This window comes from Serratia sp. AKBS12, from assembly GCF_024793895.1.
In the GTDB taxonomy this organism is placed as follows: Bacteria; Pseudomonadota; Gammaproteobacteria; order Enterobacterales; family Enterobacteriaceae; genus Serratia_F.
In genome coordinates this window covers 71,208-88,776 of sequence record NZ_JANUSB010000016.1, presented here as the reverse complement: position 1 = coordinate 88,776, position 17,569 = coordinate 71,208, and the positions used below count along the sequence as shown (strand labels likewise).

The 17,569-nt window shown below is 52.7% G+C and carries 13 protein-coding genes; 10 read left to right on the top strand and 3 right to left on the bottom strand.

Translation table 11 applies throughout. The annotated features are described in order from the left end of the window. Positions 1–148: 148 nt before the first annotated feature. Positions 149–2,179: a methionine--tRNA ligase gene (gene metG / locus NYE85_RS19735; protein WP_259006447.1), complete on the bottom strand. Its 2,031-nt coding sequence runs from the start codon at positions 2,177–2,179 to the stop codon at positions 149–151. Between the two features lie 170 nt (positions 2,180–2,349). Here metG and apbC point away from each other — a divergent pair, with 170 nt between their 5' ends. Further along, on the top strand, positions 2,350–3,462 hold the full coding sequence (apbC, locus tag NYE85_RS19730) for an iron-sulfur cluster carrier protein ApbC (RefSeq protein ID WP_259006446.1): 1,113 nt from the start codon (positions 2,350–2,352) through the stop codon (positions 3,460–3,462). 58 nt (positions 3,463–3,520) lie between these two features. Here the strand turns inward: apbC and NYE85_RS19725 are convergent, their stop codons facing one another. Further along, complete coding sequence (locus NYE85_RS19725) at positions 3,521–4,153, bottom strand: phosphatase PAP2 family protein (RefSeq protein WP_259006445.1); 633 nt, start codon at positions 4,151–4,153, stop codon at positions 3,521–3,523. Positions 4,154–4,385: 232 nt separating this feature from the next. Here NYE85_RS19725 and udk point away from each other — a divergent pair, with 232 nt between their 5' ends. From udk to dcuC, 4 genes are all read left to right on the top strand, one after another. After that, positions 4,386–5,027: a uridine kinase gene (udk, locus tag NYE85_RS19720; RefSeq protein WP_259006444.1), complete on the top strand. Its 642-nt coding sequence runs from the start codon at positions 4,386–4,388 to the stop codon at positions 5,025–5,027. A gap of 123 nt (positions 5,028–5,150) precedes the next feature. Then, entirely contained in the window at positions 5,151–5,732 is a 582-nt protein-coding gene (gene dcd / locus NYE85_RS19715) for a dCTP deaminase (protein WP_039992300.1), read from the top strand. Positions 5,733–5,775: 43 nt separating this feature from the next. Further along, positions 5,776–7,614: an outer membrane assembly protein AsmA gene (asmA, locus tag NYE85_RS19710; protein WP_259006443.1), complete on the top strand. Its 1,839-nt coding sequence runs from the start codon at positions 5,776–5,778 to the stop codon at positions 7,612–7,614. A gap of 182 nt (positions 7,615–7,796) precedes the next feature. Then, positions 7,797–9,155: an anaerobic C4-dicarboxylate transporter DcuC gene (gene dcuC / locus NYE85_RS19705; protein ID WP_259006442.1), complete on the top strand. Its 1,359-nt coding sequence runs from the start codon at positions 7,797–7,799 to the stop codon at positions 9,153–9,155. A gap of 42 nt (positions 9,156–9,197) precedes the next feature. On the opposite strand, the gene NYE85_RS19700 is transcribed toward dcuC, so the two are convergent. Continuing rightward, entirely contained in the window at positions 9,198–10,778 is a 1,581-nt protein-coding gene (locus tag NYE85_RS19700) for a TerC family protein (protein WP_259006441.1), read from the bottom strand. Positions 10,779–11,452: 674 nt separating this feature from the next. Here NYE85_RS19700 and galU (NYE85_RS19695) point away from each other — a divergent pair. The 5 genes from galU (NYE85_RS19695) to wzc all read left to right on the top strand — a co-directional run bounded on the left by galU (NYE85_RS19695) (position 11,453) and on the right by wzc (position 17,496). Next, complete coding sequence (gene galU / locus NYE85_RS19695; protein WP_259006440.1) at positions 11,453–12,352, top strand: UTP--glucose-1-phosphate uridylyltransferase GalU; 900 nt, start codon at positions 11,453–11,455, stop codon at positions 12,350–12,352. Positions 12,353–12,391: 39 nt separating this feature from the next. After that, positions 12,392–13,285, top strand: a complete 894-nt coding sequence (gene galU, locus NYE85_RS19690) for a UTP--glucose-1-phosphate uridylyltransferase GalU (protein ID WP_259006439.1) — start codon at positions 12,392–12,394, stop codon at positions 13,283–13,285. 441 nt (positions 13,286–13,726) lie between these two features. Further along, the gene (locus NYE85_RS19685; protein ID WP_259006438.1) at positions 13,727–14,863 is read left to right on the top strand and encodes a polysaccharide export protein; all 1,137 of its coding nucleotides are present in this window, start codon (positions 13,727–13,729) and stop codon (positions 14,861–14,863) included. An 8-nt stretch (positions 14,864–14,871) separates the two neighbouring features. Then, complete coding sequence (locus NYE85_RS19680; RefSeq protein WP_259006437.1) at positions 14,872–15,306, top strand: protein tyrosine phosphatase; 435 nt, start codon at positions 14,872–14,874, stop codon at positions 15,304–15,306. 12 nt (positions 15,307–15,318) lie between these two features. After that, positions 15,319–17,496, top strand: a complete 2,178-nt coding sequence (gene wzc / locus NYE85_RS19675) for a tyrosine-protein kinase Wzc (RefSeq protein WP_259006436.1) — start codon at positions 15,319–15,321, stop codon at positions 17,494–17,496. Positions 17,497–17,569 lie beyond the last annotated feature (73 nt).

Here is a 17,569-nt window from a genome sequence, read left to right as displayed (position 1 = left end):
TGTCTGGCTAGCATCATAACCAGAAGGGTTTTGCTAGGGAATTGTCTTCGTTATGATTTTTTGGCTGACGTTATAGCAAAATGTTTGGCAGGCAGTCGGCGGGCGTAAAAAAGCCGGGCAAGCCCGGCTTTAACTATGGCGTTGATGATTATTTTACTTGCATACCCGGCTGGGCACCGCTGTCAGGGCTCAGCAGGAAGATTTCCTTTCCGCCAGGACCGGCGGCCATCACCATGCCCTCGGACATGCCAAAACGCATTTTGCGTGGCGCCAGGTTGGCCACCATGATGGTCAGGCGGCCTTCGAGCAACTTGGGATCCGGATAGGCGGAACGAATGCCGGAGAAAATCTGCCGACTCTCACCGCCCAGATCCAGCTGCAGCTTCAGCAGCTTGTCGGAACCGTCGACGAAATCGGCGCTTTTGATCAGCGCGATACGCATATCCACTTTGGCAAAATCATCAAAGGTAATGGTTTCCTGAATCGGATCGTCAGCCAGCGGGCCACTAGCCGGCGCCTGGTTGGCAGCCATGTCTTCCCTGGACGCATTGACCATGTCATTTACCTTGTCGAGATCGATACGATTGAACAGCGCCTTGAACGGGGTGACCGTGTGATCCAGCAGCGGTTGCTGGATGCCGTTCCAGCTCAGCTCGCCATTGAGGAACGCTTCGGCGCGCTCGGTCAGTGACGGCAGCACCGGCTTAAGGTAGGTCATCAGTACGCGGAACAGGTTGATGCCCATCGAGCAGATGGCTTGCAGGTCGGCGTCGCGGCCTTCCTGCTTGGCAACCACCCACGGTGCCTGTTCGTCCACATAACGGTTGGCCAGATCGGCCAGCGCCATGATCTCACGGATGGCGCGGCCGGATTCACGGCTGGCGTAAGCCTCGGCAATGCTGTCTGCGGCGTCGGTGAAGGTTTGGTATAGCGCCGGATCGGCCAGGCTGGCTGCCAGCTTGCCGCCAAAGCGCTTGTTGATAAAGCCGGCGTTGCGCGAGGCCAGATTCACCACTTTGTTAACGATATCAGCATTGACGCGCTGCACGAAGTCTTCCAGATTCAGGTCGATGTCATCAATGCGCGAGGAAAGCTTGGCCGCGTAGTAATAGCGCAGGCAGTCGGCGTCCAGGTGTTGCAGATAGGTACCGGCCTTGATAAAGGTACCGCGCGACTTGGACATTTTGGCGCCGTTGACCGTGACATAGCCATGTACAAACAGATTGGTTGGCTTGCGGAAGTTGCTGCCCTCCAGCATCGCTGGCCAGAACAGGCTGTGGAAATAGACGATATCCTTGCCGATAAAGTGATACAGCTCGGTGGTGGAGTCCTTGAGCCAGAACTCATCGAAGTCCAGATCGCCGCGCTTGTCGCACAGATTCTTGAACGAACCCATATAGCCGATTGGCGCATCCAGCCAGACGTAGAAATATTTGCCTGGTGCATCCGGGATTTCAAAGCCGAAGTACGGCGCGTCACGCGAGATGTCCCACTGTTGCAGCCCCGACTCGAACCATTCCTGCATCTTGTTGGCCACCTGCTCCTGCAATGCGCCGGAGCGCGTCCAGGCTTGCAGCATTTCGCTAAAGGACGGCAGATCGAAGAAGAAGTGTTCGGAATCGCGCATCACCGGCGTCGCACCGGATACCGCCGATTTAGGATCGATAAGCTCGGTCGGGCTGTAGGTGGCGCCGCACACTTCGCAGTTGTCGCCATACTGATCCGGCGATTTGCATTTCGGGCAGGTACCTTTCACGAAGCGGTCCGGCAGGAACATGCCTTTTTCCGGATCGTACAGCTGGGAAATGGTGCGGTTTTTGATAAAACCGTTTTCCTTCAGGCGGCCATAAATCAGGCTCGACAGCTCACGGTTTTCGTCGCTATGGGTTGAATGATAGTTGTCATAGCTGATGCCAAAACCGGCGAAGTCCTGCTGGTGCTCCTGGCTCATTTCGGCAATCATTTCTTCCGGCTTGATACCCAGTTGCTGTGCTTTCAGCATGATAGGAGTGCCGTGCGCGTCGTCTGCACAAATGAAATGAACTTCGTTGCCGCGCATTCGTTGGTAACGAACCCAGATATCTGCCTGGATGTGCTCGAGCATGTGGCCGAGATGGATGGAACCATTTGCGTACGGTAGCGCGCACGTCACCAATAATTTTTTCGCGACTTGAGCCATAGTGAGAACTTGCTTTCTGTTATGTATAAAAGGGCCTTTGATGTTAACCGATTGCACGCGTCGCGGCTAGGGCGGTTTCTTTCGTCTTGTACGCGCCAGGCGCCGCGCAGTTCTGATATGCTTGAGCATAACGCCATTTATTCGCTATCTATTAAAATCAAGGAGCAGGGATGAACACAAAATCCCCCGAGCAGAGCAATCCCGAAGTTCTGCGTGCCCTGGTGACCGGTGTACTGGCCGCCTTTGAACACCCGACGCTGAAAAACAACCTGACGGCGCTGAAAGCGATTCATCACTGTGCGCTACTGGACGACGTACTGCATATTGAACTGACCATGCCTTTTGCCTGGTACAGCGGTTTTGAAGCGCTGAAGGCCGGCGTCAGCGGCGAACTGCTGCGCGTCACCGGTGCTGGTGCCATCGACTGGAAGCTGAAGCATGATATAAGCACCTTAAAACGCGCCAACGATCAGGCCGGCGTCAAGGGCGTACGCAACATTATTGCCGTTAGCTCCGGCAAGGGCGGGGTAGGCAAGTCCAGCACGGCGGTCAACCTGGCGCTGGCGCTGATAGCGGAAGGCGCGAAGGTCGGTATTCTTGACGCCGATATTTACGGGCCGTCAATCCCCAATATGCTGGGCACCGAAGATCAACGGCCAACCTCGCCGGACGGCCAGCATATGGCGCCGATTATGGCTCACGGGCTGGCGACCAATTCGATCGGCTATCTGGTGACCGACGACAATGCCATGGTGTGGCGTGGCCCAATGGCCAGCAAGGCGCTGATGCAACTGTTGCAGGACACGCTATGGCCGGATCTGGACTATCTGGTGCTGGATATGCCGCCGGGCACCGGCGACATTCAGTTGACGCTGTCGCAGAATATCCCGGTGACCGGCGCGCTGGTGGTGACTACGCCGCAGGATATCGCCCTACTGGACGCGGCAAAAGGCATTGTGATGTTTGAAAAGGTGCACGTGCCGGTGTTGGGCATCGTCGAGAACATGAGCGTGCATATTTGCAGCAATTGCGGTCACCACGAGCCGATCTTCGGCACCGGCGGCGCAGAAAAACTGGTACAGAAATACCACAGCCGCCTGCTGGGGCAGATGCCGTTGCACATATCGCTGCGTGAAGATCTGGACCGTGGCCAACCGACGGTGATTAGCCGGCCGGACAGCGAGTTTGCCGAGATGTACCGCCAACTGGCCGGTCGCGTGGCCGCGCAGATGTATTGGCAGGGGGAAGCGATCCCGACGGAAATTGCCTTCAGAGCGCTGTAATGGCCTGCAACTTCCCTGGCACGCAAAGCAAAACCCCGGATAGCATCCGGGGTTTTTTTTACCTGGGCTGCGCTGACAACCGATGCAGATCCGCTCGGGTATAGGGGCGGTCGATATGCGCCAGCACGGTGGCGATATGTTCCAGCAGGCCCTGCGTCGGCGCCGGTTGACGCTGCCCCATCAGGAGCAACGGCACCGCCAAGGTAACGGCTATCTGCGGCCAGGAGAGCTGCGGGAGGGGTTTACCGCGCTGTAGCCATAGAAACAGCGCGCTGGCCAGATAGCCTAATATCAGCCCGCTGATCACTTCCGAGGGGGAGTGCACGTGGATAGCCAGTCGTGATATCCCGATTGTGAGGGGCAGGATCAAACTGGCGACCAGCGCCAGGCTGCGTAGAGGATGGGAGAAGCGCCCGGTCAGCGCCCACAGCAAGGGAGGCCAGATACTGGCAGCTAGCGCCGAATGTCCACTGAACCCGGTGAAATCATAACGCTCGCTGCCGATGCCCCAGCCCATAAAGGCCAATTTGGACAGGCAGACTATTCCGCCGGCGAAACCGAAGATCAGTGCCCACTGCCAGCCTGCGGTTCGGGTGGCGCGAGGAAGGACCAATACGGTGAAAAGAATCAGTGAACACGGTAGCAGCAGCATGCTGTCACCTAAAAAAGTCAGAAAATACCAATCCAGCACATCAATCTCCGGTAAACGAGAGTAGTTCTCAAATGGGGGCCTGAGCCAACGCAGCAGTGTAACCCGCTTGAGGAGATTGCCATAGGCGCAGTAATCTTAAACTTTGACGCACCCGTCAGAGCTAAATAGGCGTGCCGCCGGTAATATAGAGTGGCGTAAAGGCCGGTAACTCCCTATAATTGTCGCGTTTTATATCCCCCTCCTCACATTACGAATTCAGGTCTTTAATTTTATGACTGACAAGCCGCATCAGTGCGTCATTATTGGTATAGCTGGCGCATCTGCCTCTGGGAAAAGCCTTATTGCCAGCACCTTGTATCGCGAACTGCGCGATCAGGTCGGCGATGAACACATTGGCGTGATCCCTGAAGACAGTTATTACAAAGACCAGACTCACCTGACCATGGAAGAACGGGTCAAGACCAACTACGATCATCCTAGCGCCATGGATCACAGCCTGCTGATTCAGCACTTGCAGATGCTGAAGGCCGGCAAGGCAATTGAACTGCCGTTGTATAGCTACACCGAACACACGCGCAAAACCGAAACGGTGCACCTGGAGCCTAAAAAGGTCATTATTCTTGAAGGGATCTTATTGTTGACCGATATTCGCCTGCGCCAGGAAATGAATTTCTCGATCTTCGTTGATACGCCGCTGGATATTTGCCTGATGCGCCGCATGAAGCGCGACGTGAACGAACGCGGGCGCTCGATGGATTCGGTGATGGCGCAGTACCAGAAAACTGTCCGTCCGATGTTCTTGCAGTTTATTGAACCTTCCAAGCAATATGCTGACATCATTGTGCCGCGCGGCGGCAAAAACCGCATTGCGATTGACATTCTGAAAGCCAAAATCAGCCAATTCTTTGAATAATGCCACCCCAGGCTGGGAGGGGCAATTCCGGCCTGTAGTCAACTATTTACGCCTCGACGTAGACCTTTTGCCCGTTGTATGGCAATTTTTGTGATAGTTAATGCGCCCTGATGGAGAAACAAGATGAGACTGTGCGACCGTGATATTGAAGCCTGGCTGGATAGCGAAAAACTGGTTATTTCGCCGCGTCCGCCGGTAGAGCGGATTAACGGGGCCACAGTGGATGTCCGTTTGGGCAATCAGTTCCGCGTATTTCGTGGACATACCGCGGCCTTTATCGATCTCAGCGGGCCGAAGGATGAAGTCAGCGCCGCGCTGGATCGCGTGATGAGCGATGAAATCGTGCTGCCGGAAGGTGAAGCATTCTTTCTGCATCCTGGTGAACTGGCGCTGGCGGTAACGCTTGAATCTGTGACGTTGCCCAATGATTTGGTCGGCTGGCTGGACGGGCGTTCCTCATTGGCGCGACTTGGTCTGATGGTGCACGTCACCGCTCACCGTATCGATCCCGGCTGGCAGGGGCGAATCGTTCTGGAGTTCTATAATTCAGGTAAGCTGCCGTTGGCTCTGCGCCCCGGCATGCTGATTGGCGCATTGAGCTTTGAACCCTTGTCCGGCCCGGCAGCACGGCCGTACAACAGCCGTCAAGACGCGAAGTACAAGGACCAGCAAGGCGCTGTGGCCAGCCGTATCGACAAGGACTAACCGCGGCAGGTGCCGCGCGGACGCGCGCTGACAAGAGGAAAGCATGAGACGATTATTGACGACGTTGGTGATTTTACTGGTGGTGCTGGTGGCAGGAATGTCCGCCTTGGTGCTATTGGTCAATCCAAATGATTTCCGCAGTTACATGGTCAAAAAGGTTGAACAGCGCAGCGGTTACCAGCTGACGCTGGAGGGCGACCTGCGCTGGCACGTCTGGCCACAGCTGAGCATTCTGGCCGGCCGCATGACCCTGACCGCACCGGGAGCCAAGGCGCCGGTGGTCAGTGCGGAAAATATGCGTCTTGACGTTAAGCTGTTGCCGCTGCTTTCGCATCAGCTGTTCGTCAAACAGGTGATGCTGAAAAATGCGGTGATTCGTCTCACGCCGGACAGTGAAGAACAAAGCCGGACGGATGCGCCGATCGCTCCCGGCGGCAGTAGCGTCGAATCGGTCGATACGCCGTGGAAATTCGATATTGATAACCTGCGCGTTGCCGACAGTCTGCTGATCTGGCAGCGCGCCAACAATGAACAAATCAACGTACGCGACCTTAATCTGACAATGCAGCGCAGCGGTGACCGACAGGCGGAAATGGAACTCTCCAGCCGGGTTAACCGCGATCAGCGCGATTTGACCTTCAATCTGTCGGCGGATCTGGACTTGCAGCAATTTCCGCGCCAGTTCAGCAGCACCGTAAATCAGTTCAACTATCAGCTCGAAGGGGTGGATATCCCGACCGGCGGCATCAAGGGGCAAGGCTCGGTACGGGCAGAGTACCAGCAGGATTCACGGCAGTTGACGCTCAATGATCTGATGCTTGGCGTCAATGACAGTCAACTGAAGGGCCGTGCCGATATCAGCCTTGGCGATGTGCCCAATTATGTGGTCGAACTTTCGTCTCCGAACCTGGATATGGACGCACTTTCCGGTTGGCGCAGCAATGCCGGCCAGGACGAGCAGCCAATGCAGGCGATGGCCGGGGCGCCGGTGATTGCCAGCGCCGGTGAAGAGCAGCAAAAAAACATGCAGGCGCTGCGTGATTTCAACGCGCGCTTGCATCTCAGCGCTGACCAGCTGACCTATCGCGGGATGGATATCACCCGGCTTGATATACAGGCGGAAAACCAGCGCGGTCTGCTGGCGGTGAAAACCCTGTCCGGTCACGTGGCCGGCGGTGATTTTTCCCTGCCTGGCTCTCTGGACGCTCGGGGGCAAAAGCCGATTATCGGCGTTCAGCCGCAGCTGGCGTCGGTTGAGTTGGGGACGGTACTGAAAGCCTTCGCGTTGCCGCAGGTGTTGACCGGGCAATTGACCATGCACGGCGAGTTCACTGGCGACCGGCTGACCGCACAGTCGTTCGAGCATCACTGGCAAGGCAGCGCCCAGTTGGCAATGAGCAATGCTCAACTGCACGGTCTGAACATTCAGCAGCTGATCCAGCAGGCGGTGGCTCGCAACGACAGCAGCGTGCGCGGTCTGGATCAGTACCAGCGTAATACCGAAGTACGACACCTCGGTGCCAACGCCAAGCTGGATAACGGCGATATCACCATTAGCGATCTGAGCGCCGATTCGGCGATGCTGAACATCGCCGGCGGCGGCAAGCTGGACATGCCGGGCAAGCAGTGCGACATGCAGTTGAACGTGCGTGTTACCGGCGGTTGGCAAGGGCGCAGTGAACTGATTGAGCAACTGCAAAAAACGCCGATTCCGCTGCGCGTATATGGCCCATGGCAACAGCTGAACTATCAGTTGCAGATCGATCAGGTGTTGCGCAAATCGCTGCAAAACCGGGCCAAGGATGCGCTCAATAAATGGGCTGATAAAAACAAAGAGTCTCGCGAAGGGCAGGATCTGAAGAAATTGCTCGATAAGTTGTAAATCTGTTCGGCGCGGGGGCCTGCTACCCGCGCCGCTTTTCTGATGGTAAATCGCATTTTCCCGCGGGTTTCCTTTTTCCCCTTTGACAAAGGTCATGTTCCCTTATACTGAATTTGTGCACAGTGATGCTCAATTCTGTCGGCTCTGACGGACAAATTCGCATAAAAAGAGATAGGGGAAATATGATAGAGCTTCTGATTGGGGTGATCGTGGCGGTGGGGGTGGGGCGTTACATCATCAAGGGCTATTCTGCTACCGGTGTGTTGATGGTCGGTGGCTTGCTGTTATTGGCAATCAGCGTGGCGATGGGCAAAAACGTGTTGCCAGCCAGCGCCACTGCGACCGGTTGGGGTGCGACCGATATCCTCGAATACGTCAAAATCCTGTTGATGAGCCGCGGTGGCGATCTTGGCATGATGATCATGATGCTGTGTGGCTTTGCCGCCTACATGACTCACATCGGCGCCAACGATATGGTGGTCAAGCTGGCGTCCCGTCCGTTACAAATGATCAACTCGCCGTATTTACTGATGGTTGCTGCCTATATTGTCGCCTGTCTGATGTCGCTGGCGGTGTCTTCTGCCACCGGTCTGGGGGTATTGCTGATGGCAACGCTGTTCCCACTGATGGTCAACGTTGGTATCAGTCGTGGCGCGGCAGCGGCCATTTGCGCCTCGCCGGCGGCGATCATTCTGGCGCCGACCTCCGGTGACGTGGTACTGGCGGCCAAAGCGGCTGAAATGCCGTTGGTTGACTTCGCCTTCAAGACCACTCTACCGATTTCGATTGCCGCGATTGCCTGCATGGCGGTGGCGCATTACTTTTGGCAACGCTATCTGGACAACAAAAGCAACGAACAGCATCACATCATGGATGTCAGTGAAATTTCCACCCATGCGCCGGGTTTTTACGCCGTGCTGCCATTTACGCCGATCCTCGGCGTGCTGGTGTTTGACGGCAAGTGGGGGCCGGAACTGCACATTATTACCGTATTGGTGCTGTGCATGCTGCTGGCGGCGCTGATCGAGTTTGTGCGCAGCTTTGATGCCAAAGCGGTGTTCAGCGGTTTGGAAGTAGCCTACCGCGGCATGGCGGATGCCTTTGCCAGCGTGGTGATGCTGCTGGTGGCTGCCGGGGTGTTTGCCCAGGGGCTGAGCACCATTGGCTTTATCAGCGGCCTGATAGGCATGGCACAGTCATTCGGTACCGGGGGCATCATCATGATGCTGGTATTGGTGGTGATCACCATGCTGGCTGCGATGACTACCGGCTCCGGCAATGCGCCGTTTTATGCCTTTGTTGAACTGATCCCGAAGCTGGCCGCGCAGATGGGCGTCAACCCGGCGTATCTGGTGATCCCAATGTTACAGGCCTCCAACCTGGGTCGTACGCTGTCGCCGGTGTCCGGTGTGGTGGTAGCGGTTGCCGGCATGGCAAAAATCTCTCCGTTTGAAGTGGTTAAGCGTACCTCGGTGCCGGTGATTGTCGGACTGATCGTAGTGGTGGTGGCAACCGAGTTGCTGGTGCCAGTGCATTTGTAATCGTCAGGTGGCCGGGCACGGGAGGCGCGTGCCCGGCGAGATTCAGACCTCATAATCCGGGTCGGGTGGGGCTAGCGGCGTGATTTTCACCCGCATGATGCGATGACTGTTGATTTCCAATGGCACAAACAGATAGTCGCCTATCGTCAACCGTTCCCCCTCCTGCGGAATGCGCTGGCAATGTTCCATCAGTAACCCGGCCAGGGTGTGGTATTCGCGCTTTTCCTCCAGTGGCAACGGCAGATAAATCACCAAATCCTCCAGCGGCATAAAACCATTAGCAATCCAGCCTCCATCATCTGTCTGCTGAATGTCATGTCGCGGGTCCAGCTCGCCATCGGCCTCCGGCAGGTTACCGGCGATGGTTTCCATCACGTCAGTCAGGGTAACGATACCTTCCACTGAACCAAATTCGTCGACCACAAAGGCAAAATGGGTCTGCGCCTGCCGAAATTGCTCCAGCGCGCCAAGCAGCGTCAGTTGCTCTGGGAAAATCAGCGGTTGGCGGATTAGACTGCGCAGATCCAGCGACTGCTGCGTCAACTGCTGTTTCAGCACGTCGATGGTGTGTATCACGCCGAGCGGCTCATCGCTGGCGCTGTCTTCAGTTACCACGATGCGCGTATGCTGGTTTTTTTCCAGCAACTGTCTGAGTTTCTGCTGTGGATCGTTAAGCTCAAGATATTCAACGTCATGGCGTGATGTCATGATGCTGCTGACCGTGCGTTGCGCCATGCCAAGCACCCGCTCGATCATATGCCGTTCCTGTTGATTAAAGATCTCTTCGCCTTCGCTGTCGGCCAGCAGATCGGCAGATTCCCGGTCGACTTCGGCATCCTCATGCCTGCCACTCAGCATCCGCAGCACCGCCTCGGCGGTACGTTCACGCAGCGGTCTAACCTTGGACAGGAAGCGTCGGCGGTTAAACTGTGCCAGCTGGTTGAGCGCCTCAATCATTACCGAGAAGCCAATCGCCGCATACAGGTATCCTTTGGGAATATGGTAGCCGAACCCTTCGGCCACCAGACTGAAGCCGATCATCAGCAAGAAGCTCAGGCACAGGATAACGATAGTGGGATGAGCGTTAACAAAGCGTGTGAGTGGCTTGCTGGCTAACAGCATCAAGCCGATGGCGATACACACTGCCAGCATCATTACCGCCAGATGATCAACCATTCCCACTGCGGTAATCACCGAATCCAGCGAGAATACGGCGTCAAGCACCACGATCTGCGCCACTACCGGCCAAAAACGCGCGCCTTTGCGCTGTCCCTGTTGCTCTTCGTCTTTGCCTTCCAGCCGTTCGTTCAGTTCCATCGTCGCTTTGAACAATAGGAATATCCCGCCGGTGAGCATGATCAGATCGCGGCCGCTGAACGGCTGATCCAGCAGGGTAAACAGAGGCTTGGTCAGCGTTGACAGCCAGGAGATGGAGGCCAGCAATACCAGGCGCATCAACAGCGCCAGCAGCAGACCGACTACCCGAGCCTTGTCACGCTGCTGCCTGGGCAGCTTTTCCGCCAGGATGGCAATGAAAATGAGGTTATCGATTCCCAGGACGATTTCCAGCACCACCAGCGTGGCCAAACCCGCCCAGATTGTTGGATCAGCGATCCATTCCATACGCCCGTTTGCACCTTATTTGTTCAACGGCTTATGCCGCAAAGAGAATGATGGGTGCTGAGAGGGGAAAATTCAAATCAGGATCTGAAGGCGTGATGAGACAGGCGTTGGTTTTTTATGCGTTTTGATTGCGTATAAATCCATCCGCAAAAGTGAGGCATAGTCTGAATTTTACGAGAAAAAAAGCGTTTCAGTACGCAAAACTGGACGAATTATCATGGCGATTTTGGCAATTCATTTAAAGTGGTTGCCATATAAGATCAATTAAATCAAGCGGTTGCATTGGCATTCTGTGGCAAAAAAACGTTAAATATCCCTGCTTTGGTAGTCTTATTCTGAAAAGGGTACCAATTGGCCATGTTTGGCTTGTATCGATACCGCAATAGTATAAGAATCTTAGCCACATAAACGTTAACAAGTATCATCGTTTACTTATAAGGACATACTTCTTTTTTAGTTTTCTGTGAGCTGTATACCACTTACGGCAACACAGTGACGGAATACCAGGCGAGCCCGGGAACAAGAAAGCCGGCCGCAGGACATCGATGACAGTGCATTGGTAGCTGAAAGCCAAGGGCGGTAGCGTGTCTGAACGCTGCTGATATGCAGGCAAATCACGCCAGAGTGGTTTGATTGAGCTACATTTATAAGTTATTTGATTGTAGGTAAATAAGATGCAAAAGAGACTGAAAGCTGTAATCCCCGTGGCGGGTTTGGGAACACGAATGCTGCCTGCAACGAAAGCCATTCCCAAAGAAATGTTGCCGGTGGTCGATAAGCCATTGATTCAGTATATTGTTAATGAATGCGTGGCCGCAGGTATCAAAGACATCGTGCTGGTGACCCATTCGTCTAAAAATGCCATCGAAAACCACTTCGACACCTCTTTTGAGCTGGAAGCCGTACTGGAATCACGCGTCAAGCGTCAATTGCTGGAGGAAGTGCAAAGCATTTGCCCGCCGGACGTGACGGTGATGCAGGTGCGACAGGGGCAGGCAAAAGGCTTGGGCCACGCGGTGCTGTGTGCCAAGCCGATGGTAGGTGACGAGCCGTTTGTAGTCTTGCTGCCGGACGTATTGCTTGATGACGCTACCGCCGATTTGCGCAAGGAAAACCTGGCCAAGATGATCGAGCGCTTTGCTGAAACCGGCTATAGCCAGATTATGGTTGAGCCGGTGCCAGAAGAAGACGTGTCGAAATACGGCGTGGTTGACTGTGGCGGCGTGGCGCTTGCGGCCGGGGAAAGCACCCCGATGAGCGCGGTGGTTGAAAAGCCGGCGCGTGACGAGGCTCCGTCGAACCTGGCGGTGGTGGGCCGTTATGTGCTGTCGGCAGATATCTGGCCGCTGCTGGAGAAAACCCCGCCGGGGGCCGGTAACGAAATTCAGTTGACCGACTCCATCGCCATGCTGATGGATCAGGAAACCGTTGAAGCTTTTCACATGAGCGGTAAATCACACGACTGTGGCGATAAACTGGGATATATGAAAGCATTTGTACAATATGGTTTGCGTCATAAAACCGAAGGCGAAGGTTTTAGCCAGTGGTTAAAACAGGCGTTGAAACAACCCTGAGTGACGCCTGCACGATCACAATATTTGAAGAGGATTACCATGACCAAGTTGAAAGCCGTTATTCCTGTTGCTGGTCTGGGTATGCGCATGCTGCCGGCTACCAAGGCGATTCCGAAGGAAATGTTGCCGATCGTTGATAAACCATTAATTCAATATATCGTGAATGAATGCGTGGCCGCCGGCATCAAAGAGATCATTCTGGTTACGCATTCTTCTAAAAATGCCATCGAAAATCACTTCGATACGTCTTTTGAACTGGAAGCGATGCTTGAAGCGCGGGTGAAACGTCAATTGCTGGACGAAGTGCAGTCAATCTGCCCGAAAGGCGTGACGTTGATGCATATCCGCCAGGGGCAGCCGAAAGGGCTCGGGCACGCGGTGCTGTGTGCCAAACCGCTGGTGGGCGATTCACCGTTCGTGGTGTTGTTGCCGGATATTCTGCTGGACGATGCCAAAGCCGACTTGAGCAAAGACAATCTGCCGCACATGATTTCGCGTTTTGAACAGACCGGCCTCAGCCAGGTTCTGGTACAGGCAGCAGACGAAAACGTGTTGCACGATTACTCGGTCGTAGAATGCGAGACCAATTCGCTGCAACCGGGTGAAAGTGCCCGTATGACCTCGATTATCGAAAAGCCGGGTCGTGAAATCCAGCTGCGTTCAAACTACTCTGCCGTTGGCCGTTATGTGCTGTCAGCCGATATCTGGCCGATACTCGAGCAGACCGAACCCGGAGCCTGGGGCCGTATCCAGCTGACTGACGCCATCGCGTCATTATTGAAAAACAAGCCGGTTGAGGCGATGGAGCTGGTGGGAGAATCGTTTAACTGTGGCGAGAAACTTGGCTACCTAAAAGCGTTTGTCACCTATGGTCTGCGCCACCCGACTCAGGGACAGGCGTTTCAGGCCTGGGCCAATCAACTGACGCTGTAATTTGACCTGCGATCCTCGTTTGATCAGTATTTATTGACGGGGATCCTGTCACGTTAGTTAATTTTAAGGAAAAGTCACTGTTTCATTTTGTATAATGGTATACATTCTGTTACTGAGTATTGAGCCGTAAGCCGTGGGGCTATCCGGATTGGCGTTGTGGCAAAGCCAATAAGCGGTGAGCGGTTACAAATAAGGCAACAGAGAGTGTGTTCAACAGCGAACGTGGCGTGCTGCTGGTGTCTTTTTGTACGTTATGCTTGTTAATAACAATACCGTTATCTAATTCAATAACAGATAAACGCTGTAAGTTTTATTACGGGTTTTCCTCATACGCGCAGGGGAAATATACCGAGGCATATTGGTAAAGCTACAGCGACGAGGCCAAGGCTGGCTAGTATTGTAGCTTTGCAGATACATTTACTATGAAGTGATGAAAATTTGATGGCAAAACGACAATTGAAAATGATATCGCTACTGGTATCACTCAGCATACTCAGCGGTTGCACCGTATTCCCGGGGACCCACCTCTCGTCATCAGGCAAGGATGTTGTCAAGCAGGAAGATGCGGACTTCGACATTGACAAGTTGGTCAATATATATCCGATGACGCCGAAGCTGCTTGACCGCATGCGCCCCGAGAAAGTGATTGCCCAACCCAATAACGAGTTAGACGCAACGCTGCGTAAGTATGAATATCGCATCGGCGTTGGCGACGTATTGAACGTCACCGTCTGGGATCACCCGGAATTGACCACCCCGGCGGGGCAGTACCGTAGCGCCAGCGATACCGGCAACTGGGTGCATTCCGATGGCAGCATCTTCTATCCGTATATCGGCAAGGTGAACGTGGTCGGCAAAACGGTTTCGCAGATCCGCGATCAAATAGCCAACCGTCTGGCCCAGTTTATCGAAAGCCCTCAGGTTGACGTTAATATTGCGGCATTCCGTTCGCAAAAAGCCTATGTTACCGGCGAAGTCGCCAAATCCGGCCAGCAACCTATCACCAACGTCCCACTGACGGTTATGGATGCCATCAACGCCGCCGGCGGCCTGACGGAAAATGCCGATTGGCGCAATATCGTGCTGACCCATAACGGCAAAGAACAGAGCCTTTCCTTACAGCGACTGATGCAAAATGGCGATCTGACGCAAAACCGCCTGCTCTATCCTGGCGATATCCTGTATATTCCGCGTAATGACGATCTGAAAGTGTTCGTGATGGGGGAAGTGAAAGCTCCAGCTACGTTAAAAATGGATCGCAGTGGGATGTCGTTGACTGAGGCATTGGGAAATACCCAGGGCATTTCTCAAACAACTTCGGACGCAACAGGTATATTCGTCATTCGACCATTACACGGTAGCGCCGGCGAAAAATTGGCGGATATCTACCAGCTGAATATGGCTGATGCCACTGCACTGGTCATGGGGGCAGAGTTCAAACTGCAACCTTATGATATCGTTTACGTCACAGCAGCGCCAATCGCACGCTGGAACCGTTTGATCTCGCAATTAGCGCCGACAATCGCTAGCTTCAATGATCTAACTGAAGGGTCGCTGCGTGTTCGCAACTGGCCATAGGGATTACTATGTTTGACTCTATTCTTCTTGTTTGCGTAGGAAATATATGCCGCTCCCCTACAGCAGAGAGATTGTTGTTGAAATATTTGCCGGAGAAACGCATCGCGTCAGCAGGAATTTCCGCTTTGGTAGGGCACGGTGCTGATGCCAGTGCTGTTGCGATAGCAGAAAAAAATCATTTAAGCCTAGAAGGGCATACTGCTAGACAACTGACTAAAGAAATGTGTCGAGAATACTCGCTAATTCTGGTGATGGAGAAAGGGCATATTGATGCCGTTTGCCAGCTGGCACCGGAAGTGCGAGGAAAGACAATGCTCTTGGCTCATTGGCTCGGGCAGAAGGAAATCCCTGATCCATATAGAAAAAGCTCTGAGGCATTTGAGTTTGTCTATCGTCTTATTGATGAAGCTGCTCAGAAATGGGCGCAGGCACTAAATCGTTAACCAGAGATCACAATGACTGATAATACTAAAGCAGGCTTATCACCGGCCAACGATCATGATGAAATTGATTTAAGTCGCCTTGTAGGTGTTTTACTCGACCATCGATGGTTAATTACAGGTGTTACAACACTCTTTGTCGTAATAGGCATCATTTACTCCATTTTTTCTACTCCCATCTACCAAGCAGATGCGATGGTTCAAGTAGAACAAAATGCAGGCAACTCGATACTGAGTGATTTTTCACAAATGTTGCCATCAAGTCAGCCTGCCTCGGCAACAGAGATTGAACTGATTTCTTCTCGAATGGTGATAGGCAAAACCATTGAAGATCTGAAGCTTGAAATTGCGGTAAGTCAAGATTACTTCCCTGTGTTTGGCCGTGGTTGGGAAAGACTCACAGGCAAAGAACCAAGCAAAGTAGAGATTAGTCGTTTGACCGTTCCTGAAAATCTGGTTGAGCAACCTCTTGAGCTGAAGTCTTTGGGAGCAAATCGGTATTCATTAAGCTTTGACGGTACGACGGTATTAAAAGGTACGGTAGGCACCTTGGCCGAGGGGAATGGTATCCATATCCTGGTTTCAGACATCAAGGCTGATGAGGGTACTACATTCCAAGTAGTCAAGAGATTGAAGCTTAACGTAATTAATACCTTGTTAAGGAATCTCACCGTTGAGGACAAAGGCAAAGACACCGGTGTTTTGGCGTTAAGCCTCACTGGCGATGACCAAGTCCGTATCCGAGAAATATTAGATAGCATTACGAAGAATTATCTCTTACAAAACGTTGAGCGCAAGTCAGAAGAGGCAGGTAAGAGTCTGACCTTCCTTAAAGAGCAGATTCCTGAAGTACGCGCTAAATTAGATGCATCAGAAGATTTGCTGAATAAATACCGTCAAAAGAATGACTCTGTCGATCTTTCGTTAGAAACGAAAGCAGTGTTGGATTCTATTGTATCGGTTGAAACACAGCTGAATGAATCGACCTTCAGAGAAGCAGAGATTTCAAAGCTCTATACTAAACAGCATCCTGCCTACAGAGCTTTGTTGGAAAAACGCCAGACGTTGGAAGATGAAAGAAAGAAATTAAACCAACGCATTGGTACTATGCCAAAAACGCAGCAGGAAATTTTACGTTTAACGCGTGATGTTCAGGTTGAACAAGAAATATTCATGCAGCTCTTGAATAAAGAACAAGAACTGAACGTAACGAAAGCAAGTACAGTTGGTAATGTACGCATCATCGATCCCGCGTTGACGCAGATTAATCCTGTTCAACCTAGGAAGTCTTTAATAATTTTATTAGCGATCTTCGTAGGTGGCATTCTTTCCATTGGCTTTGTGTTGCTTAAGACAATGTTGCACAAGGGAATCGACAATCCTGAGGCACTGGAAGAACACGGTATTAATGTGTATGCAAGCATTCCGCTATCAGAATGGCAGCAAAAGAAAGACATTGAGTTGGCAAATAAACGTGGGAGAAAAGTTTCTTCGACGGACTCGGTGTCATTGCTTGCCATCGGCAACCCAGCAGACCTTGCTATCGAGGCTATTCGTAGTTTACGGACAAGCTTGCACTTTGCGATGATGGAAGCAAACAACAATGTCATCATGATCTCGGGTGCCAGTCCTAATATCGGTAAGACCTTCGTTAGCATCAACTTGGCTGCGGTGATAGCACAGACGGGTCAACGAGTGTTGGTTATCGATGCTGACATGCGCAAAGGTTATTCGCATACCTTAGTCGGAACTGAACATACGAATGGTTTGTCTGATTACTTATCAGGGAAGACTTCGAAAGAACAGGCGATTCGTAGCACAAATATTGCGGGAATGGACTTCATTCCTCGCGGGCAAATACCACCAAATCCATCTGAGCTATTAATGCATGCCCGTTTGTCTGAACTGCTTAATTGGGCTGGTGATAACTATGACTTAATCCTCATAGATACACCTCCGGTGTTAGCGGTCACGGATGCATCAATCATAGGTCGACTGGCAGGTACATCGCTGATGGTAGCTCGCTTTGGCGTTAACACCGTTAAAGAGGTAGATTTCAGTATCCGTAGATTCGAGCAGAATGGCATTAATATTAAAGGTATCATTTTAAATGCCGTAGAGAAGCGCGCTAGCAATTACTATGGCGGCTATGGATATTATCAGTACAGCTATACGAGTGATAAGAAGCAGTAATACAAAACTGCAGGTTAAAACTACCAGACTTAGTCTGGTAGTTTTACTTTCAGATACTTAATAAAAGTAGCAA